Origin of the sequence: Chitinophaga ginsengisegetis (assembly GCF_900168065.1) — a bacterium.
Classification (GTDB): domain Bacteria; phylum Bacteroidota; class Bacteroidia; order Chitinophagales; family Chitinophagaceae; genus Chitinophaga; species Chitinophaga ginsengisegetis.
The window spans coordinates 2,628,164-2,650,361 of sequence record NZ_FUZZ01000001.1; the positions used below are offsets into that span (position 1 = coordinate 2,628,164).

The window sequence follows — 22,198 nt, forward strand, 5'->3', positions numbered from 1 at the left end:
AGTTCATTAACGTAGTTCAGTGATCTTGCAATGATCCATATCACTATAGTCGAGGTTCTCACCGGCCATACCCCATATAAAAGTATAGTTACTGGTACCGGCGCCGGAGTGAATAGACCAGGGCGGGGAAATAACCGCCTGTTCATTCTGCATCCAGATATGGCGGCTTTCCTGCGGCTGTCCCATAAAGTGGCATACGGACTGCCCCTCCGGCACTTCAAAGTAAAAATACACCTCCATTCTTCTGTCGTGCGTATGCGCCGGCATGGTGTTCCACACGCTGCCTGGTTGCAGCTCTGTCATGCCCATCTGCAGCTGGCAGGTTTCCAGCACACTGTTCACCAGCAGTTTATTGATGGTGCGGTGATTGGAAGTTTCAAGCGCACCCAGTGTTACCACTTCCGCTTCTTTTTTAGACACTTTGCGGGTGGGGAAGCTATGATGAGCAGGAGTGGAATTCAGGTAGAATTTAGCGGGTGTTTGTGCGTTTTTACTGGAGAAGATCACCTGTTGTTTTCCTTTGCCGATGTATAACGCTTCTTTATACGCCAGTTCAAATTTCTCCCCGTCCACTTCCACTATGCCATCGCCTCCAACGTTGATCATACCCAGTTCCCTTCTCTCCAGGAAATAGGCTGCTTTCAGCAGGTCAATCGTTTCCAGAACCACCGGACCTTTAACGGGCATTGCGCCGCCGGTCAGGTACCGGTCGTAATGTGTATGCGTCCAGGCAATGTGGTCGGCATCAAAAATTTTCTCCATTAAAAATGCCTGCCGGAGTTGTGCCGTATCCATGTGCTTTACTTCAGCCGGACTGCTGGCATATCTTGATTCGAACGTGGTGCTCATATGATGTTTGAATGTTTTTATCTATTGAGAATGCTGATTCATTATTGGCCCGGCCACAGGAGTATTGCCCACTGTTTGCCCGTTTACCGCTGCTGTGATGGATTGCGCGGGGCTCATAGCTCCGGCAAGCCCTGCCAGTGACACTATTCTGATAAAATTTCTGCTTTCCAATGTGGCTTTCCTTTATAAAGTTAAAAAAGCGGTTCCATTACATGGCTTTGGGCGAAAGCTCTAAAGTAATGCAAACGTTTGCAAAAATCAAGCATTTATTTTAAAAAATGTCTTTTACAGGATAGTATGCGTACCTATTTACGGCGCATCACAAACGCCACCGAGTGTTTACCGGTTAGTGCCTGGCTCCGGGCCTTCAGGCTGATACGTGTTACGTGGTCGCCCCATACCGGTGACAAGCGGCTGTCTTTTATCTCCTGCTGCTCCGTTACCACTTCAAATAAGGAAGGATCGTAGGTTAGTAACAGGTCCGCAGTTCCGCCTTTTAATACAATCCTTCCGGGTGTACCGGTGCCGGCAGGCAGACAGGTCATAAAATGCAGCAGGAAGGGCTCCTTCCATTCTTTTAACTGGTATACCTCCGATAATTGCAGGGAAGTTTTGGCAGGGTTGAATGTAAATGTACGTTTCCACGATTGTACCATTGCTGCTTCCGGATAAGCAGCGGCAATATCCATACTCAGCTTATTGTGACTGTACTCCACAGCTGTAGCCTGAAACTTCCGGCCATCCTGCTGTTGAACACCGTTAATAGTGGGACAGTTATGCCATTGCGATTGCATAAACCATAATTTGTAACGGTCGGCACTAAATGTTTGCTTTGTATAGGTACCCACGCCAACATCAATAATGGCCGGCTTTCCATCCATGTACAGCACAAAATTTCCAACGTCGTTATGGTTATGGCTTTCTGCATTATGTCCGCCCTGTGCGGCGAAGAATAAACCTTTGGAGACACCGGCTTCAGAGCGGAGCGACAATACCTGCAAATCAGGGAGCCAGTTTTCTGCGGTATAAGGGGCTGCTGCTTTGGCAGATAACAAGGCACTGCGATATTCCACGTTATACACAAAGAAAGCCAGGGAAGGCGTTTTAACCCTGTTACTGTCGGGGTTCTCCAGCCTTGAGAGGTAAGCGGCGAAGTTAATTAGCAATGGGTCATGAAAAGCAGTTCCGTATAAATACACGGTATGTGAAGGTGGAATGGTGCTCGCAGAAGCATCTGCAAAATTCACAAACCGGCTGCTGTCTACATGCATTTTATAAATATAGGCGCCGATCCGGTGAATCAGTTCATTATTGCTCCAGCTCAACCGGTGTGCAGAAGCGCTGTTCAGCAGATCAATAAATTCGATGAGCTTACCGCCTGCATGTCCCCAGTAAGTGGGACCTTCATCACAGCCGCCATCATCAGGATATCCGTTCACAAAATTATCCGCGCTGCGGATCGTTTTCTCTATTACCTTATTTCGTATATCCGTTTCATTTATACCCAGCAATGCAGTTTGTAAAACATTGGTATTGATCCAGATATTCCAGTTATTCACTGCGCGGCCGCCCCATCCCATCCACCAGAAATCAGTCCGCTCCAGGTAAGGCTCCACAATGCGGTGTTGCAGTTCATAGGTAATCCGTTTATTTACGATGGGGGAAAATTTATCCAGCTGATCGTGCAGCAGGAACTGCGCCCAGCTGAGTGTAGCAGCAGTTTCACCGGCAAAAAGATCCACCACCGGTTCCGCCGGATCGGGCAAACCACTGCCTGCTTTTTGTGCGCCAATATGCGCAGGCAATACCCAGGTGCTTTCTTCCAGGATCAGCCATAAACCGTTTACGATCTGTGGCATGTATTTTCCTTTTCCATCCACCAGTTCTCCGGCCACTAACGCCGCCAATACTTTGCGGCGTTCAAACTGCGCATTTTCAAAATTTACGCGGTTACCATTATCACGGTATTGAAGATATAAAGTAGCCGGTAATGAAGGCCAGTCGAACGATAATCCCTTGTCCGCCTCCTTCAGCAATATCGCCTTGCTGGCCGCCGGCAGGGCAGCAATCTTCTCCGTAACAGATTTGTATCGTTGTTCCCTCCACTGAATAATATCCTTGAAAGCAGCATCACCACCTTTCTGCCTGTATTCTTCATATAAATAATTCCTGGCTTTACCGGCATCCTGGCCACTAACGTTACCGGCTATACTAATACCTGAAAAAAGCAATACCGCGCAGATCAGTTTTTTAACGTGCATTTGACATTTATTTTTTTGTAAGATAAAAACAGGGCAGTGTAATAGGTTAAAGGGATGGTATATTTCCCAAACCGCGTCATGATGTAAACGTTTGTATTTGTTGCCATACTGTCATTCAATTGTTCGCGCCGGAGTGTATGGCTGGTGCTTTTTTCTGCCGGAATCACACCGCTTCAGGTCAGCAATTCAGATTACCGGTATCTTCAAAATGATCTCTTCAGTTTGCTCCAATGGAATTTGTTGGCGTCATCGCCGGAGACCCGCGCTGATAGATCAAAAATATCAAAATACAGGTAAATTACAAACGTTTGCATAAATATTACAGGATCGGGACATTTACACATCCGGGCGGTTAAAAGGCACTGATAGCCGATTAACAATTTATAATTCATTCCTGACCTGCTCCCATAAGGTGTTCCAGCGGAATAATCAAATAGTCAAAATCTTATCATGGATTAACATTTTACTATCACCAGCCGGAGCAGTTATTTACTACTTTAGCTCTTATGAACGCTTATTTACAAATTCATCCTGATGATAATGTGCTGGTAGCCTTACAGGATATACCGGTAGGAACCGATATCTCATTTAACGGACATAACATTCAACTGCAACAAAATATTTCTGCTAAACATAAATTCCTGATAAATGACATCCGGGAGGGCGATCCCATCACGATGTATGGCGTACTGGTAGGCAAAGCCAGCAAAAGCATCGGGAAGGGCGAAACCATTACCACAGAAAATGTGATTCATGATGCCAACGCATTCCATGAAAAAGACAGCTCCCTGGAATGGCAGGCGCCCGATGTGAGTAAATGGAAAACCCGCACCTTTATGGGCTACCATCGGGCCGATGGCCAGGTAGGTACCCGTAACTACTGGCTGGTGATTCCGTTGGTTTTTTGTGAAAACAGGAATGTGAGTGTGATTAAAACCGCTTTCGAAAAAGGACTTGGTTTTTCTCCTGCCGAAGTATATAACGAACAGGTAACTGACCTGGTTTCCCTTTATAAAAGCGGCAACCTGGAAGCCATTAAAAACTATGAGGCTGGCGCACTAACGGAAACGAGTAAACGTAATGTGGTTTTCCCGAATATTGATGGTATCAAATTCCTCACCCACGAAGGAGGTTGTGGTGGTACCCGCCAGGATTCAGACGCCCTGTGCGCCCTGCTGGCCGGTTATATTCATCACTCCAATGTTGCCGGAGCCACTATTCTTAGCCTGGGATGCCAGCACGCGCAGGTATCTATCCTCCAGGAATCACTGAAAAAACTTAACCCGGCCTTTAACAAACCGGTATTGGTATACGAGCAGCAGAAAAGCGCTTCCGAATTTGCGATGCTGTCTGCCGCCATTAAAGATACTTTCCTCGCGCTGGTAGAAGCCAATAAGCTGACCCGCCAGCCGAGCCCGCTCTCCAAGCTGGTAATAGGACTGGAGTGCGGCGGCTCCGACGGGTTTTCCGGCATTTCAGCTAACCCGGCTGTAGGTCATACTTCCGACCTGCTGGTAGCGCTGGGTGGTACTTCCATTCTCTCCGAGTTTCCTGAACTGTGCGGAGTGGAACAGGAACTGATTAACCGCTGTCAGACAGAAGAAACCTCCGATAAGTTCATCCGCATTATGCGCGCATATGAAAACCAGGCCCAGTCGGTAGGTTCCGGTTTTTACATGAATCCATCTCCGGGAAATATCAAGGATGGCCTGATTACCGACGCCATCAAATCCGCCGGGGCAGCTAAAAAGGGAGGAACCTCACCGGTTACGGATGTACTGGATTATACAGAGTATGTAACCAAACCCGGACTGAACCTGCTTTGCACACCCGGTAACGATGTTGAATCCACTTCAGCGGAAGTAGGTTCCGGCGCTAACGTGGTGTTGTTTACCACAGGGCTTGGTACGCCTACCGGCAACCCGATTGCGCCGGTAGTAAAACTGGCTACCAATACCAAACTGGCTACCCGTATGAAAGATATTATCGATATCAATACCGGTACCGTCATCAGTGGCGAACAAAGTATTGCCGGTATGGGTGAAGAAATCCTGGAATATGTGATCCAAACCGCCAGTGGTGAAGTGTATACAAAGGCAGAACAACTTAACCAGGATGATTTTATTCCGTGGAAACGGGGTGTTTCCCTGTAAGCAGCGCGGATTTTGTCTTTTTCAGGATTAGACTGATTAGACTGATTACTTTGATTTTACTTTTTTGATTTTATAAGATGAAGAAAGATAAATTAAGCGAATAATTTTTGATACTCATAAGAATAAAAACAAACGTCCGGACATCTGCCCGGACGTTTTCTATTTGAAAATTAACTTTACAAATCTTTATAAAATCAAAAAAGTAAAATCAAAGTAATCAGTCTAATCAGTCTAATCCTGAAAAAGACAAAATTCGCTAATTCAAATTCACCTGCTCCATTTTAGGTGCAAAGAAGTGCATCACTGTCCAGGCCACCAGGTAAGCCAGGGCGCAGATAGTGAACAGAATATTATAACCAATACCGATGTTGCCGATTAACTTATAATGATCCAGCATAGCGCCAATCAGCATCGGGAACAGCGTACCGCCAATAGATCCGGCCATACCTCCAATACCTACCACAGAACTTACGGCCCGTTTCGGGAACATATCAGAAGCCGTGGTGAATATGGTGGCAGACCATGCCTGGTGAGCCGCCGTGGCCAAACTGATCAATGCAATAGCGAACCATACATTATTGGAATACTGTATAAGCATAATGGGCAATACACAAAGCGCAAAGATCAGCATAGACACTTTACGCGCTTTGAAAACCGGCCAGCCGGATTTGATCAGGTGGGAAGATAACCATCCACCACCGATACTGCCAAAGCTGGTAATGGAATATATGATGATCACCGGCAAACCCAGCGTTTCTTTCATATTTACGTGGAAGATGGATTCCAGGTAACCCGGTAACCAGAACAGGAAAAACCACCACACAGGATCAGTCAGTAATTTACCAAATATGAAAGCCCATGTTTGTCTCACGCCCAGGAGCTTACTCCATTTAATGGGTTTAGGTTTCACCTCTTCTACTTCCTGGTCGGAGTGGATATGATCAAATTCTGCTTTGGATAACTTCTTGTGACGGGCAGGCACTTCATAATAGATCCACCAGAATATCAACCAGATAAAACCGATGGCGCCTGTCCATACAAAGGCATTTCTCCAGCCATGATTGCTGGCCAGCCAGTATACCATTGCCGGTCCTATTACAGCCGCAATATTGGAACCTGAGTTAAAGATGCCCGTAGCCAGCGCCCGCTCCTTCTTTGGAAACCACTCTGCGGTGGCTTTAATAGCCGCAGGGAAGTTGCCCGCTTCGCTTACGCCGAGGATAGACCTTACCACACCAAAACCCAGCGTAGAACGCACCAGTCCGTGCGCCATAGCCGACAGGCTCCATACCACAATAGAAACCGCGTATCCCAGTTTGGAACCGATCTTATCTACCAATGCGCCAAAGAAAAGCAAGCCAATCGCATAGGAAGCGGAAAACGCCATCACCAGGTTGCTGTAAGCTGTTTCTGACCAGTGAAATTCAGCTGATAAATCAGTTTTAAGCAATCCTAATATCTGCCTGTCTATATAGTTGATGGTCGTCGCAACAAATAAAAGTGCGCATACCCGCCAGCGATACTTACCTAAAGTTGTGGAATTCATTACGGTTTATTTGGAATTTATAAAGTGTATAAGTTACTTCTTCGGCCTGAGAAATGCAAACGTTTGCACTATTTTATCTTTCAGCGCGCGCCAGTCCTTACTTTCGATCAGGGATTTGGACAACAGGTTAGACCCCATTCCCACGCATACCACCCCGGCGTCAAACCAGGCATCCATACTAACCCGGGTAGGTTCTACACCGCCCGTAGGCATAAATTTCAGTTGCGGGAACAGCGGTTTGATGGAATTTACATAACCCGGCCCCAGTACGTTACCCGGGAACAACTTCACCAGCCTGGCGCCACTCTTTTCTGCAACAGAAATTTCCGTTGGCGTCATACAACCGGGAATCCAGGTAATGCTTTCCGCACTGCAATAAGCAGCCGTTTCGGGATCAGTTACCGGGCATACAATAAAGTCGGCGCCCATACCGGCATACACGGCTGCATCCGATGCGTTTTTAATAGTTCCGATACCCAGGTATAAATCCGGCATGGCAGCCAGTTTCCTGTCGCGTAGGGTAGCGAAGTTCTTACGTGCATTTTCTCCCCTGCTGGTAAATTCGAATACCCGTAAGCCGCCATCATAACAGGCTTGCAGTACTTCCAGGCAAACATTTTCATCATCATGATAAAAAACCGGAATAATCCCGCTTTGCTCAAATGCTGCTATAATTGTTTCAGGACTTGGTGCCATATCTTATATCAGTTTTATTATTTCTTTTTCAGAAGTAGTATTAAAATCTCCTTTCACAAAAAATTTGGAATACGCGGCAGCAGCAGCAAAGGAAATGATCTGCTGATCATCCAGTCCCTGCAGCTGGGCATGTATGAGCCCGGCCATGAAGCAGTCTCCGCTACCCACGCGATCCACTACGTCATTGGTATCGTACTCACGGGAAATGCTCATCTGTCCTTCGTTATAATAAAAGGCGTAGTACAGATTATGCGTGGCAGCATGACTGAAACGGAAAGTAAAAGCCACCCGTTTACAGCGTTTATACGTAGCAGTGATTTCTGCGGCTACCTTTTCTGCCTGTTGCAGGAAAATATCTTTGGTATTGGCTTCCAGCGCAGCGGTATCCAGCGCGGTATCCAGCATATTATTGGCGGCCCATATGTTGCCCATGATTACATCGCAGTACTGAACCAGCTCCGGCATTACCTCCACCGGCTTTTTGCCATACTGCCATAGTTTACTGCGGTAGTTAAGATCCGTAGAAATGGTCATTCCCTTCCGGGTGGCGGCCTGCAATACTTCCTTGCAAACCTCCGCGGCAGCAGGGTTTAATGCGGGTGTAATAGCGCTCCAGTGAAACCATTCCGCATCACCGAGCAATGCGTCCCAGTCAACAGTGCCCGGCACTATTTCGCTGAAAGACGACCAGGCCCTGTCGTACACTACCTCCGCATGTTTAAGGTCGCTGCCCTGCGCCAGGTAATAAATACCAATGCGCGCACCACCCCACAACACCCTGTCGGTATGGATACCGCGGTTACTCAGTTGCTCCAGCACGTCTTTCGACAACCCGTTTTCAGGCACTTTGCTGATATAGGCCACTTCTGTGCCCCAATTGGCCAATGCCGCTGCTACGTTGGCTTCCGCCCCGCCTACATAAACGGCGGCCGTGTTTTGCGCCAGCTGCGGCGACAAGCGTAATAATATTTCTCCGAATGTGATAACTTTTACCGGCTTCATTAGAATCCAAAATATGCTTTTGCGTTATAGTAACAAATGTCCTGTACCATTTTCCCTAACCAGGCAACATCATTTGGCAGCTCTCCCTGTTCCACATCGTTGCCGATCAGGTTACACAAAATACGGCGAAAATATTCATGCCGGGAATAAGACAGAAAACTTCTGGAATCGGTTAACATTCCTACGAACCGGCTCAGCAAACCCATGTTGCTCAATACATTCATTTGCTTTTCCATACCATCTTTCTGATCCAGGAACCACCATCCGGAACCATACTGAATTTTGCCGGGAATGGCGCCATCCTGGAAGTTGCCTGCCATCGTAGCAAAAACTTCATTGTAGGAAGGATTCAGGTTATATACTACTGTCTTTGTTAACTTATCTTTCTTATCCAGTGCATCAAAAAATGCGCTCATGGCTTCCGCAACGCGCCAGTCGCCGATTGAATCCACACCGGCATCCGCCCCTACCTGCTGCAGTAAGCGGGAATTATTATTACGGATAGCGCCCACATGGAACTGTTGTGTCCATTCCCTTTCATGATTCCATTCGCATACCGCCAGCAGGACGGCCGTTTTAAACTGCGCATTCTCGTATGGTGTGGCAGCGCGGTGGTTGCGGGTATTGTAAAAAATAGTATCCAGTTCCCTTCCGGTAGCCGGTGAAAAATAAAAGGTGCTGATGCCATGATCACTCAGGCGGCCGCCGGCTTCATGAAAATAAGTATGCCGGCTATGGAGTGCCTCAATGAGGTCCTCAAACTTCGTGATCTCTTTATTGGTAACTGCTGCCAGCTCATTAATAAAACGGTTGAACACCTCCGGGTTATCCACCGCCATTGCCCTGTCGGGGCGGAAAGTAGGCAGCACCCGCGTACCAAAAGGTTTATTGGCAATAGCACGGTGATGCTCCAGCGAATCTACCGGGTCGTCCGTTGTGCACAGCGTGTCTACTTTATAATGTTGCAGGAGTGTTTGTGTGGATAACCGGGGCAATTGTGCGTTACAATCGTGGTATATCTTCTCCGCTGTTTTTTCATTCAGCAGGTCGGTTACGCCGAAAGGATTTTTTAACTCCATGTGCGACCAGTGATACAAAGGATTGCGCATTGTATATGGCGTAGTAGCTGCCCAGTGACGGAATTTCGTATAGTCGTCGGCGGGGCCTGTAATAAACTCCTCCGGCACGCCGTTGGCACGCATAGCACGCCATTTATAATGATCTCCTTTCAGCCAGATGGCGTACAGGTTGTCAAATGTTTTATTCCCTGCTATTTCATCCGGTGGCAGGTGGTTATGATAATCGATCACCGGCATAGAGACGGCGTAATCAAAGTATAATCGTTTAGCCGTTTCCGTTTTTAATAAAAAATCCTCAGACAGAAATTCCTTCATAACATGATTAATTTTTGAGCAGCTGCGATTGAATAAATGCTTTCACACCATTGCTTTTCAGCATTTTTAAGATACCGGCTACCTGTTCAGCAAAGCCTGGAATGGCCGTCAGATCTGTTTCCCACAAACGTTTGTCGCTGCTGATCCCGGTTACCATATCATTTATGTCGGTGTGAGTTCGCCACCAGGCTGCAAAAACCGGGGCATTGTCATCTGTAATAACGTATTCTTCCCCGTCTCTGTTGCCATAATATTTACCGGCTTCTTCACGCTCCGGCTGCAGGAACAGCAGCATGGCGGCGAAGCCCAGGCACAGGTGGGGCGGGAGTGTTTTATACTTTTCGTAGTAGCGTACCAGTGTGCGCACATTGCGGGCATTCATCTTGGAACTTTCCTGGAAAGTGATGCTGATGAGCTTATGCGCAATAAACGGATTGGCAAAACGGTCGAGTACTTCCGGCGCAAATGCAGTAGCGGTAGGACAGGTATCTTCAATAGTAGGCAGTATTTCGCGGAGCACCACTTCTTTGAAGAAATGACTCATATAGTCGTCCTGCATACATTCGTATACCGTGTTGAGGCCCGACAGGAAAGCCAATGGCACTGCTGCTGTATGACTGCCATTCAGTAACCGGAGCTTCTGTTCACGGAATGGCGTAATGCTGGGCTCAATCAGCATCCTTTCATCTGCCTTATAAAAAGATAATACAGAACGGGTATGTTCATTACCTTCTATAGCCCATAACAGGTAGGGTTCTACTTCTATCCATAATTTATCTGTGTACCCTGCTTTTTGCTCAATTTCAGCCAGGTTGCGGGGTTTGCCGGGAACGATCCTGTCTACCAGGGAATTACAAAATTGGTTATCCTGCTGGATCCATGTAATAAAAGCCGGTGGCAGTTCATTATAAGCGGCCAGTTGCAGTACAATGTCTTTTAACAGGCGGCCGTTATCTACCACCAGTTCTGTAGGTACAATCACAAAGCCGGTGTTGGCGCTGCCTTTAAAGTAGGTAAACCGCTCCCACAGCACTGCCAGCAATTTGCCGGGGAACGAGGCCGGTACGCCGTCAGCTATTTTCTCCGGAACATACTGGATCCCTACTTCCGTGGTGTTGGAAATAATTGTTTGCAAAGCGGGCTGATGAACAGCAGCTAATATTTCCTGCCATTCTGCATTCGATTGCAAAACCCGGCTAATAGCGGAGTTGATCAGCACCTGGTCTACCAGTTCTCCCTGGGAAACACCTTTGATATGGGTGGTAAACAGGCAGTCCTGACTGGAAAAATCAACAGTATCACCGTCGGTCGATTTCACCACCACAATCCTTCCTTCAAAAATTCCCTGACGGTTGGCTTTGTCTGCGAGATAGTCTACTAAACCGCGCAAAAGCACGCCAGTACCAAATTGAAGGATCTTTTCCGGGAAGGTGAATGTTTTTTCATGAACGCCGGAATCCTGATTTTTTAATATAAATTCTTTGTTTAATATAGGTAGCATTACAACTGATTTATGCTATAAGGTGGCTAAAACTAATAAATATATAATTCACAATTAACAATTTATAATGTTTCCGGAAATAATCGTTCAAACACGTTAAAATTGTATCAACGATATAATCAGAATCAATCCGGCCATTGTCAGGATCAATAAAGCACAGATGGCCGTTGGCTTAAATTTAAGTAATTTTGTTGCTCTAAACTTTTATAAATGAGCAAGCATGGTAAAGTGCTGGTAGCCATGAGTGGTGGTATAGACAGCACTGTTACGGCGTTGATGCTGCATGAACAGGGGTATGACGTGGTGGGTATCACCATGAAAACCTGGGATTATGCATCTGCTGGTTCCAGTAAAAAGGAAACCGGCTGCTGTAACCTGGATTCTTTTAACGACGCCCGCGCGGCAGCGGTGCATCACGGGTTTCCGCACTTTGTGCTGGATATCCGCGATGAATTTGGTGATTTTGTAGTGAATAATTTTGTCGAGGAATATATTGCAGGACGTACTCCCAATCCGTGTGTACTGTGCAATACCCATATAAAATGGCGCGCACTGATGAAACGTGCCGACGCAATGGATTGTGAGTTTATTGCCACCGGCCACTATGGCCAGATCCGTCAGCACGACAACGGCCGTTATGTGATCAGCAAAGGTCTGGATGAAACCAAAGACCAGAGCTATGTACTGTGGGGCATCCAACAGGATGTACTGGCCCGCACCATTCTTCCTTTAGGCAAATACCGTAAAACACAAATACGCCAGATGGCCTTTGATTTCGGCTATCCCGAACTGGCTAAAAAAGCAGAAAGCTATGAAATATGCTTTGTGCCGGATAATGACTACCGCGGTTTTCTGAAAAGAAAAGTAGAGGGTCTGGAAGAAAGAGTAAACGGAGGCAATTTTGTGCTGGCAGACGGCACTATCGTTGGCCATCACAAGGGTTACCCCTTCTATACTGTCGGACAGCGTAAAGGGCTTGATATTGCCCTCGGACGCCCTGTTTTTGTAACCGAAATCATCCCCGAAACCAACACCGTGGTTTTAGGTAATGAAGATGAATTACAGAGAAGTGAGATGTTCGTAAGCGGTATCAACATGGGTAAATACGATACCATTCCCGAAGGCATGGAAGCAGTTACCAAGATCCGCTATAAAGATAAAGGCGCACTGAGTAACCTGTATAATGAAAACGGGCAGGTAAAAGTAAGCTTCTACGAAAGCGTGAAGGGCATTGCTCCGGGTCAGTCGGCTGTTTTTTATGAAGGCGACGATGTAGTTGGCGGAGGAATTATCCAGCGGACGATGCCGGTTGTTTTGTAAGAATTAATTTCATAAGATAGATAAACAGAAAAGGGTGGGAAGACAGATCTTCCCACCCTTTTTTTATCTTCAAAAACTAAGACAATCTTACTGCATACATCGTATCTGCTCCCTTGTCATACCCCGCAATCACGCCCCCTTCCTGCTTCCGCAAGTCACTGATCTCTTCTATATACTTTACCACTTCTTCATTCTCCTGTTTAAAAACAGAACAGGTAATATAGATCAGCGAGCCGCCTTTTTTTACAAATGGCGCCACATTATGGGCTATCTTCTTCTGCAACTGCTGGTACTTCCCGATCTCGTCTTTTTTAAAGAAGGAGATACTTTCCGGCGTACGCCCCCAGGTACCGGAGCCGCTGCAGGGTGCATCCAGGATGATACCATCAAACTGCTGACTCCCCATAGACGCAGGGAAATTCTCTGCCGTAAGATCGGCCACCCGTGCTTCAAAATGCTTCACTCCTGCCGTTGCAAAACGCTGCTGCAGGTTTTCCAGGATAGATCTTCTCACATCAGATACCAGTAATTGCACACCAGGCTGCTGATCTTTGAGCAGGATGGATTTACCGCCGCTGGCAGCACAACAATCCCACCAGCGCTGGTGTTGCTGCGGATGGAACAATTCACCGGTCTGCTGACTGGAAGCGTCCTGCACCTCATACCAGCTTTTCTCCGGCACTACCACTTCTATTTTAGTGCCGTTGGGCAAGGCTATGGTAGTGTTATTAGCGAACAGCTCATACGTAATGGCTGCTTTATCCAGCAATTGCAGCACTTTATCGAGCTTATTGTTGCGTACCCGGATAAATAACCGCGGCTGCTTTAAAACAGTATAGGCGTATGCGTTAGCATCTATACCGGCTGACAGCTCCGGCAGAAACGGGAAAAGTGTGTCGGGGGTTAAAGGAACAGGCAGTAGCGCAGCCTTATCGGCATGCGGCAATGCAATTTGCTCGTTCCATGCAGGACGGATAGTTGCCAGGAAATCATTCGGCGTGGTTTCACAAAGAAAGGCGCCGGTAATGATCCGCTCGTTCACGGAAAGGCTTTTACCCCAGTTCCCGAGGCGGAAGTAATGATATACCAGCTGTGAAATCCAGCGCCGGTCGCGGCCCCCCATGTAGGGATGTTCCTTAAAAAAAGATTTCAGGAAATGATGTAATGGCAGGCTGCCCTGGTAGGCGCCGATAATTTTTTCTGCGGATGCTAAGTAATTTTCCCAACGGGTCATACGCGAAGATAAGGGCTAATATTGACGCTGTGGGAGATAACACAAAAAAATCCGGCCTGATAACAGACCGGATTTCATTTTATCTTATCAGCTGAAACTAGAGTTTCAGCAGTGCTTTCAGCGGATCTTTACCAAACAGCAGTTGTTCAGGATTTTCCAGCATTTCTTTTACTCTTACAAGGAAGCTTACTGATTCGCGGCCATCGATGATACGGTGGTCGTAGCTCAGTGCCAGGTACATCATCGGACGGATCACCACCTGGCCGTTGATAGCCATCGGGCGGTCCTGGATTTTGTGCATACCCAGGATAGCAGACTGCGGGATGTTGATGATAGGTGTGCTCATCAGGGAACCAAATACGCCACCATTGGTGATGGTGAAAGTACCGCCGGTCATTTCAGGCATGGTCAGTTTGTTATCACGGGCTTTAGTGGCCAGTTCTACTACTGCTTTTTCAATACCTGCCATATCCAGGCTTTCTGCATTGCGGATCACCGGTACTACCAGTCCTTTCGGAGCAGATACCGCGATAGAGATATCGCAGTAGTCGTGGTACACCAGTTCTTCTCCGTCGATATAAGCATTTACGGAAGGGAATTCCTGTAAAGCGAAGCAGCATGCTTTAGTAAAGAAGCTCATGAAGCCGAGGTTTACCTCATGCTGTTTTTTGAATACTTCTTTATACTTGGCACGCAGCGCCATAATTTCTGTCATATCTACCTCGTTGAAGGTAGTGAGCATGGCCGTTGTATTTTTCGCTTCCACCAGGCGGCGGGAAACGGTTTTACGCAGGTTGCTCATTTTTTCGCGGCGTTCGGCACGGGTAAACATTTCCTGACCGATGGCTACGCCCGGATTCTGCAGGGCAGCATATACATCGTCTTTCATGATCTTGCCATGAGCGCCGGAACCTTTGATGCTGGAGGGATCCACGTGTTTGTCGGCGATCACTGCGGCAGCTACCGGTGATGCTTTCACATCGTTCGGGATGCTGGTAACAGGGGCCTGTTGCGGCTGTGGAGCGGCTTTAGCTGGTTGTGCAGCGGGAGCGGCTGCCGGTGCGGCTTTGCCTGCTGGTCTGCCAACACTGGTATCAATTTTACAGGCAACATCGCCTATTTTTAAAGTATCGCCTTCTTTTGCCACAGTAATCAGTGCGCCGGCTTCTTCTGCATTCAGTTCAAAGGTAGCTTTCTCAGATTCCAGTTCACATACCACTTCATCACGCTCTACATAATCACCATTATTCTTCAGCCACTTTACCAGTGTTACTTCACTGATAGATTCTCCTACTGTAGGCACTTTCATTTCAATCGTCCCTTTATTTGCTGCAGGTGCGGCCGGTGCAGCTTCTGCCGGAGCAGGCGCTGGTGCGGCTGCTACAGGTGCAGCAGGTTCAGCTGCCGGTGCGGCGCCGGTTGCTGGTGCGGCGGCGTCTGTATCGATAGTACAGGCTACATCACCAATCTTCAAAGTAGCTCCTTCCTGAGCTGCGGGGGCAATTTTGAGAACGCCCGCCTTTTCTGCATTCAGTTCGAAGGTTGCTTTCTCTGATTCCATTTCACACAATACCTCGTCCTGCTGAACATAATCTCCGTCTTTCTTCAACCACTTTGCAATTGTTACCTCGCTAATAGATTCTCCTACCGTAGGGACTTTGATTTCGATAACCATATTTAATCAGTTGATGGTGATACCAGGTTTTGCGTTTAGCGGTTAGCCTTTAGCTTAACGTAAAACCCCGTTATTCTGTTTATACTTTGAATTTTTTTAGATGTTAAAAGCCGTGTCAATGATCTGTTGCTGTTCACGGGCATGTACTTTCGCATAACCGGTTGCTGTAGAAGCGCTCGGGTTGCGGCTGATAACACCATAGTTGATCTGTTTCAGGTTCATTTGCAGGAAAGCTGCAGCACCCATGTTCAGTGGTTCTTCCTGTACCCAGAAGAAAGTAGCTCCCTTATACTTCTGTGCAATGGCTTCCAGTTGTTTAACCGGCAGCGGATACAGTTGTTCCAGGCGAACAATCGCTACATCTTTGCGATCATCTTTAGCCTGTTTGTCACTCAGATCAAAATACATTTTACCGGAGCACAGTAATACCTTCTTCACCACAGCGGCGTCGTCGATAAACGGATCATCCAGTACTTCCTTAAAGCCTCCCTGTGTAAATTCCTGCATAGCAGAGTAAGCGCCTACATGACGCAGATTTGCTTTTGGAGAGAAGTTAATGAGTGGTTTGCGGAACTGCCAGGTTAACTGACGGCGTAACGCATGGAAGAAGTTGGCGGCAGTCGTGATATTGGTGATCACCATATTTTCTTCTGCGCATTGTTGTAAGAAGCGTTCCGGACGGGCATTGGAGTGATCCGGTCCCCCACCTTCATAACCATGAGGCAGCAGCATTACCAGGCCATTCTGCGTAGTCCATTTCTGTTCTGCGCTGCTGATGTACTGATCAATCACCGTTTGTGCGCCGTTTACAAAGTCGCCGTACTGCGCTTCCCACAATACCAGGTTATTGGGATTGGCCATCGCATAGCCATATTCAAAGCCCAATACACCATATTCGCTCAATAAAGAGTTATAAATTCTGAATTTACCCTGGTTTTCCTGGAGATGACTGAGACGGCTATACGTTTCATTGGTATTTTCATCAAACAGTACCGCATGACGGTGAGAGAAAGTACCGCGTTTTACATCTTCCCCGCTCATTCTTACATCTTTCCCTTCTATCAGGAGGCTGGCATAGGCCAGCAGTTCACCGGTGGCCCAATCCACTTTGCCTTCATCCTGGTACAGTTTTATTTTGTCCTGCAGCAGTTTGCTCACTTTACGCAGGGGCACGAAGTTTTCAGGCCATTTCATGAGGCCGTCGAACAACCGTTTAAAGTCGTCTTCCTTGATAGCGGTTACCGGGGAAGCGTCAAAATCCTGTGGGGTGGCTTTGCGCAGCGCTTGCCACCATTGCTCCGGTTTTTGACTCACATAAGGCAGCGGATGTTGTTTTACCTCATCCAGGCGTGCCTGTAAATCGTCCCAGAAGCCTTTTTCCATTTCTTTGGCCAATGCCTGTGCGTCAGATTCTCCGTTGTTCAGGAGGAACTGGGTATATACTTCACGCGGATTAGCGTGTTTTTCAATCAGGGCGTAGAGGCTCGGTTGTGTAAACTTGGGCTCATCGCCTTCGTTGTGACCATGTTTGCGGTAACAAACCATGTCGATAAACACATCTTCGTTGAATTCCTGGCGGTAGCGGGCGGCCAGCTGGGATACCTTCACCACTGCTTCTGCATCATCGCCGTTTACATGGAATACCGGTGCCTGTACAATCGATGCCACGCTGGTACAGTAATCTGAGGAGCGGGCATCATCAAAATCGGTGGTAAAGCCGATCTGGTTATTGATCACAAAGTGAATAGAACCACCTACGTAGTATCCTTTCAGTTTGCTCATCTGTTCCACTTCATACACAATCCCCTGACCGGCAACGGCGGCGTCGCCATGAATGAGGATGGGCAGTATTTTATCGTAATCGCTGTTGTAGATCACATCTGCTTTACTGCGCGCAAATCCGACCACGATCGGATCTACTACTTCCAGGTGGGAAGGGTTGGGCATCAGTTGCAGGTTAACGGGTTTGCCACCGGGGGTGGTTACCTGGGAGCGGAAGCCGAGGTGATATTTCACGTCGCCGCTGCCCATGGTCATATCCGGTACGGCCAGGCCCTCAAATTCATTGAAGATCTGCTCGTAGGTTTTACCCAGGATATTGGCCAGTACGTTTAAACGGCCACGGTGAGCCATTCCTATCACGGATTCCTGTACGCCATACTCTGCGGCTACGTTAATGATGGCATCCAGCGCCGGAATGGTGGATTCTCCGCCTTCCAGGCCGAAACGCTTCTGTCCGATATATTTTGTGTGAAGAAACTTTTCAAAAATAACGCCCTGGTTCAGCTTCTGCAGGATGCGTTTACGCTGCTCCAGCGACAATGGCTGCAACATAATGGACTCAAATTCTTTCTCCATCCACTTCGCTTTATCACGGTCGTTGATGTAAGTGTATTGAAGTCCTACGGAACCAGCGTAGATCTGCTGCAGATAGGCAACGATCTTTTCCAGGGAGGCTTTACCCACGCCAATAGTGGTTCCTGCGTAAAATTCGGTTTTAAGATCAGCGTCCCCTAATCCAAAACTGGCAAGATCCAGGTTGGCCTTGCGGTCCTTTCTTTCACGGATGGGGTTGGTTTTAGCAATTAAATGGCCTTTTTTGCGATACGCCTGGATCAGGCGGTACACGCCCAGTTCTTTCGCCAGCTGGTCGTCGCTCACGGGCAACGAAGTGCTGCCTCCTGCTACCGGCGCTGATGTTGCCGCCTTGCCGTTTACATTGGATACTGCAAAATCAAATCCTTCGAAAAATTTAACCCAATCCGGGTCTACAGAGTTGGGATCTTTGCGGAAATCCTGGTATAACGATTCAATGTAAGCAGGATGTGAGTTGGTGACGAATGAGAAGTCCTTCATTTACAACGAGTTTTGCTGATCTTCAGTTCAAATACTTTTCTGTTGATCCCAATATATTAATATATGGGATTGCAAATATCGCTCGTTTTTCGATACGCTGGTTGGAAAAAATGAGAAAAAATCAAGTGTTTATCTGTGATAAAAGGTGCTTATATTTGTAGTTCACCGGAAAAACTACATTTAGTTTGTTTTGTAAAGGTAATATAGTTACCTTTGCCGTCCGAAACTTGAAATTTGAAAAATGGCAAACCATAAAGCAACAAAGAAAGACGTACGTCAAAGCAGAAAGCGTAATGAGCGTAACCGTTACTATGGTAAAACTACCCGTAACGCCATCCGTGACCTGAAAGCAGTTACCGATAAAGCAACAGCGGAGAAAGATTTAACTGAGGTAGCTTCTATGCTTGATAAGCTGGCTAAACGTAACGTTATTCACAAGAACAAAGCTGCAAATCTGAAAAGCAAGCTGGCTAAGAGAGTATTAGCTCTGGCTTAATTGCTTCAGTAACAATATTTATAGCTCTTCCTCGAAAAGGAAGGGCTTTTTGTTTTTCCATTTTACCAAGATGATGAAAAAGATACTCCTGCTTCTGACCGCCCTGTTTCCCCTGCTCTCCTCCGCGCAGGACCTCACCACGCAATACGAGAAAACCAATGGCCGCGAAACCGCCACCTACGACGAGGTGATCCGGTATTACCAACAACTTGCCAAGCGCTTCCCGCAGATCAATATACAAACCATTGGCGCCACCGATGCCGGTTTTCCCCTGCACCTGGTGACCTACTCCCCCGGCCGGAATTTCGACTTTAAAAGCCTCCACAAACAAAATAAACGGGTTATCCTCATCAATAACGGCATCCATCCCGGTGAACCCGATGGTATAGACGCCAGTATGATGCTCCTACGCGACCTCGCACAGGAGAAAATCCATCTCCCGGAAAATATCATACTCGCTGTAATCCCCGTATATAATATCGGCGGAATGCTCAACCGCTCCCCCTGGTACCGGGTAGATCAGAACGGCCCCGATGCCTTTGGCTCCCGCGGCAACGCCCAGAACCTGGATCTTAACCGCGACTTCATCAAAGCCGATTCAAAAAATGCCCTCGCCTTCCAGCAAATCTATCACCTCACCGATCCGGACGTATTTGTAGATAACCACGTGAGCAATGGCGCAGATTATCAGCATATCATGACCCTCCTCACTACTCAGCACAATAAACTCGGCGGACCAATGGGCGAATTCATGAACAAAACATTTGAACCCGGATTATACGCCCTGATGAAAAATAAAGGCTACGACCTGGTTCCCTATGTAAATCACTTTGGTGAAACACCCGACAGCGGATGGGTGGAATTTGCCGACGCTCCCCGTTACTCTACCGGTTATACAACCCTCTTCCATACTTTCGGTTTTGTACCCGAAACACATATGCTGAAACCCTATCCACTGCGCGTAAAAGCAACTTACGCCCTGATGGAATGCTTCATCGAATTTACCGCCACACACAGTGAAGAAATTAAACACCTGCGCGAACAGGCAAAGCAAACTGCTCTTACACAGAAAATGTTTCCGCTCGCGTGGCAGTTTGATATGAACAAATACAGCCTGATCACATTCCGTGGCTTTGCTTCCGGGCACAAACCCAGCGCAATTTCCGGCCTCCCGAGGTTGTACTACGACCGCTCCAAACCCTACACCAGGCAGGTGAAATTCTATAACTATGCTACCGAAGAAAACTTTGTGGAAAAACCGCAGGCATATATTATTCCGCAAGGTTGGTGGGCAGTAATCAATCTGCTGAAAAATAACCAGGTAAAAATGCAGCTGCTGCAACATGATACGACCATCCTCGTAGAAGTATATCATATTGCCGACTTCCAGAGCTACACCAAACCATTTGAAAAACATTACCTGCACACCAACATCAAAGTAACCAGCAGCAAGGATTCTATACGTTTCCGCAAAGGTGATTGCTATATTCCCATGAACCAGAATGCCAACCGTTTCCTGATGGAAACACTGGAACCCACCGGTGGCGATTCTTTTTTTGCCTGGAACTTTTTTGATGCCATCCTCGGACAAAAAGAAGGATATTCTCCTTATGTTTTTGAAGATACCGGTGCTGAATATTTAAAACAACATCCGGAGTTACAGGAATTATTAAATAAGAAGAAAGCCGGTGATACTGCATTCGCCAACAACGCCAGTGCGCAGCTGAATTTTGTGTTTAAAAATTCACCTTATGCAGAGCCGGAATACATGCGTTACCCGGTGTATAGAGTACGATAAAATATTATCAGTTATGGAAGCGGAGATATAAGCAGGGCTTATGTCTCCGCTTTTTTTATGCATCCTGTTCATGATAATGAACGGATCATTTCACCCCTGAATAAAATGAACGGGATTTTATTGATGCATGCTTTAAATTCGTTCGCGTTTAGATGTTTGTTAACATACTTCAGAGAAATGAAGTGGGCATAATCCTTCCGTTATAAAAACCATATCAACATGAATTCTGCAGTAATTTTTTCTTCATTCATGGTAGTTGTTTGTGTGTATTCAACATAGGGAGTTCTATAAATACTCTTCTTTCAAACTCATATTCTTTAAACAAAAAACCAAAAACATGTCTTACAAGGAATTTGTACAGGATTTAAAACAGAACATTGTCAGGAGCAGATACATTGCTGCAAGGCTTGCTAATCAGGAGCAATTAAAACTCTATTTCAAAATCGGGCAGATGCTTTCCGAGAAGATAAATGCTGAGAACTGGGGAGCGAAAGTTATCGGGCAACTCTCTATAGATCTGCAACAGGCACTACCTGGGTTAAAAGGATTTTCCACAAGGAACCTTAATAACATGAGGCAATTTTATGAGACGTACAAAATTTTTCCAATTGTGCAGTCGGTGACTGCACAATTGGAAAAATCCTTTTATAGTATAAGCTTCACTCATCATATCCTTATAATAAACAGATGCAGTAAGCCTGAAGCGCAGCATTTTTATATCTCCCAGGCCGCAGAACAATTCTGGTCAGTAAGAGAATTGGAATATCAAATCAATGCCAATCTTTTCAAACACCAGGGTAATATGCCCCACAACTTCAATAAAACACTGCCGGAAAATATCAAATCCAAAGCACTGGAAGTATTTAAAGATGAATACCTCATCGGCTTTGTTAATATTAATGAAGAGGATGATGAAGGGATCCTTGAAAATGAAATAGTGAACAACATCAGGAAGTTCATTATGAGTATGGGTAAAGGATATTCCTTTATTGGTAATCAGTATAGGCTGGAAGTAAATAACAATGAATTCTTTGTAGATCTGCTCTTTTATAACCGGCACCTGCAATGCCTTGTAGCCATTGAATTGAAACGTAAAAAGTTCAAACCTGAATACGCCGGCCAGCTGAACTTTTATCTGAATGTGCTGGATGATAAAGTAAAATTACCACACGAAAATCCCAGTATCGGCATTATACTCTGTAAACAGAAAGATAATACAGTAGTAGATTATGCTATCAAATCTATCGATAAAGCGATGAGTGTAGGCACCTATACACATTATCATGCCCATAGCATACCCGAAAACATGAAAGAATTTTTGCCCGATGCGGAGGCATTAGGAAAAATGCTATAAAAATGATAATGAATAACTCACATTAATAATCCCCCAAACACCGTATCAGTTCACGTTTACACG

At 46.5% G+C, this 22,198-nt stretch carries 15 protein-coding genes and 1 pseudogene; 6 read left to right on the forward strand and 10 right to left on the reverse strand.

All coding sequences use genetic code 11. The annotated features are described in order from the left end of the window. Nucleotides 1–6 precede the first annotated feature (6 nt). Nucleotides 7–849, reverse strand: coding sequence for a 5-dehydro-4-deoxy-D-glucuronate isomerase (gene kduI / locus B5Z18_RS10315; RefSeq protein WP_079469269.1), 843 nt, complete (start codon nt 847–849; stop codon nt 7–9). Between the two features lie 305 nt (nt 850–1,154). Next, the gene (locus tag B5Z18_RS10320) at nt 1,155–3,110 is read right to left on the reverse strand and encodes a heparinase II/III domain-containing protein (RefSeq protein WP_079469270.1); all 1,956 of its coding nucleotides are present in this window, start codon (nt 3,108–3,110) and stop codon (nt 1,155–1,157) included. Between the two features lie 506 nt (nt 3,111–3,616). Between B5Z18_RS10320 and B5Z18_RS10330 the strand changes: the two genes are divergently transcribed. Further along, complete coding sequence (locus B5Z18_RS10330) at nt 3,617–5,263, forward strand: UxaA family hydrolase (RefSeq protein WP_079469272.1); 1,647 nt, start codon at nt 3,617–3,619, stop codon at nt 5,261–5,263. A gap of 256 nt (nt 5,264–5,519) precedes the next feature. Here the strand turns inward: B5Z18_RS10330 and B5Z18_RS10335 are convergent, their stop codons facing one another. Genes B5Z18_RS10335 through B5Z18_RS10355 form a run of 5 tightly spaced genes read right to left on the reverse strand, consistent with a single transcriptional unit; the run spans nt 5,520 to nt 11,402 of the window. After that, nucleotides 5,520–6,809 carry an MFS transporter gene (locus B5Z18_RS10335; RefSeq protein ID WP_079469273.1) on the reverse strand — a complete coding sequence of 430 codons (1,290 nt, stop codon included), beginning with the start codon at nt 6,807–6,809 and terminating at the stop codon, nt 5,520–5,522. Nucleotides 6,810–6,842: 33 nt separating this feature from the next. After that, nucleotides 6,843–7,505, reverse strand: coding sequence for a beta/alpha barrel domain-containing protein (locus B5Z18_RS10340; RefSeq protein ID WP_079469274.1), 663 nt, complete (start codon nt 7,503–7,505; stop codon nt 6,843–6,845). A gap of 3 nt (nt 7,506–7,508) precedes the next feature. Further along, on the reverse strand, nt 7,509–8,507 hold the full coding sequence (locus tag B5Z18_RS10345; protein WP_079469275.1) for a sugar kinase: 999 nt from the start codon (nt 8,505–8,507) through the stop codon (nt 7,509–7,511). Further along, the gene (gene uxaC, locus B5Z18_RS10350; RefSeq protein WP_079469276.1) at nt 8,507–9,901 is read right to left on the reverse strand and encodes a glucuronate isomerase; all 1,395 of its coding nucleotides are present in this window, start codon (nt 9,899–9,901) and stop codon (nt 8,507–8,509) included. Before uxaC ends, B5Z18_RS10345 begins: the two co-directional genes overlap by 1 nt. Nucleotides 9,902–9,908: 7 nt before the next feature. Continuing rightward, nucleotides 9,909–11,402 carry a tagaturonate reductase gene (locus B5Z18_RS10355; RefSeq protein WP_079469277.1) on the reverse strand — a complete coding sequence of 498 codons (1,494 nt, stop codon included), beginning with the start codon at nt 11,400–11,402 and terminating at the stop codon, nt 9,909–9,911. Nucleotides 11,403–11,612: 210 nt separating this feature from the next. Here B5Z18_RS10355 and mnmA point away from each other — a divergent pair, with 210 nt between their 5' ends. Continuing rightward, on the forward strand, nt 11,613–12,722 hold the full coding sequence (mnmA, locus tag B5Z18_RS10360; protein ID WP_079469278.1) for a tRNA 2-thiouridine(34) synthase MnmA: 1,110 nt from the start codon (nt 11,613–11,615) through the stop codon (nt 12,720–12,722). A gap of 76 nt (nt 12,723–12,798) precedes the next feature. Here mnmA and B5Z18_RS10365 read toward each other — a convergent pair whose 3' ends face one another. The 3 genes from B5Z18_RS10365 to B5Z18_RS10375 all read right to left on the reverse strand — a co-directional run bounded on the left by B5Z18_RS10365 (nt 12,799) and on the right by B5Z18_RS10375 (nt 18,487). Continuing rightward, nucleotides 12,799–13,956 (reverse strand): RsmB/NOP family class I SAM-dependent RNA methyltransferase, encoded by a 1,158-nt coding sequence (locus B5Z18_RS10365; RefSeq protein ID WP_079469279.1) that lies wholly within the window; start codon nt 13,954–13,956, stop codon nt 12,799–12,801. Nucleotides 13,957–14,053: 97 nt separating this feature from the next. Then, nucleotides 14,054–15,631, reverse strand: coding sequence for a 2-oxoglutarate dehydrogenase complex dihydrolipoyllysine-residue succinyltransferase (gene odhB / locus B5Z18_RS10370; RefSeq protein ID WP_079469280.1), 1,578 nt, complete (start codon nt 15,629–15,631; stop codon nt 14,054–14,056). Nucleotides 15,632–15,727: 96 nt separating this feature from the next. Next, nucleotides 15,728–18,487: a 2-oxoglutarate dehydrogenase E1 component gene (locus tag B5Z18_RS10375; RefSeq protein WP_079469281.1), complete on the reverse strand. Its 2,760-nt coding sequence runs from the start codon at nt 18,485–18,487 to the stop codon at nt 15,728–15,730. 241 nt (nt 18,488–18,728) lie between these two features. On the opposite strand from B5Z18_RS10375, the gene rpsT reads away from it, so the two are divergent. The 4 genes and pseudogenes from rpsT (at nt 18,729) to B5Z18_RS32795 (ending at nt 22,135) form a co-directional block, all read left to right on the forward strand. Then, a complete protein-coding gene (rpsT, locus tag B5Z18_RS10380; RefSeq protein WP_079469282.1) occupies nt 18,729–18,983 on the forward strand; it encodes a 30S ribosomal protein S20 in 255 nt (84 codons plus the stop codon). A 73-nt stretch (nt 18,984–19,056) separates the two neighbouring features. Then, nucleotides 19,057–20,781 carry a M14 family metallopeptidase gene (locus tag B5Z18_RS10385; RefSeq protein ID WP_143313542.1) on the forward strand — a complete coding sequence of 575 codons (1,725 nt, stop codon included), beginning with the start codon at nt 19,057–19,059 and terminating at the stop codon, nt 20,779–20,781. A 337-nt stretch (nt 20,782–21,118) separates the two neighbouring features. Continuing rightward, nucleotides 21,119–21,559 (forward strand): annotated as a pseudogene (locus B5Z18_RS32790) (DUF1016 N-terminal domain-containing protein); the annotation flags it as partial. 24 nt (nt 21,560–21,583) lie between these two features. Continuing rightward, a complete protein-coding gene (locus B5Z18_RS32795) occupies nt 21,584–22,135 on the forward strand; it encodes a PDDEXK nuclease domain-containing protein (protein ID WP_235015928.1) in 552 nt (183 codons plus the stop codon). The last annotated feature ends 63 nt before the right edge of the window (nt 22,136–22,198 follow it).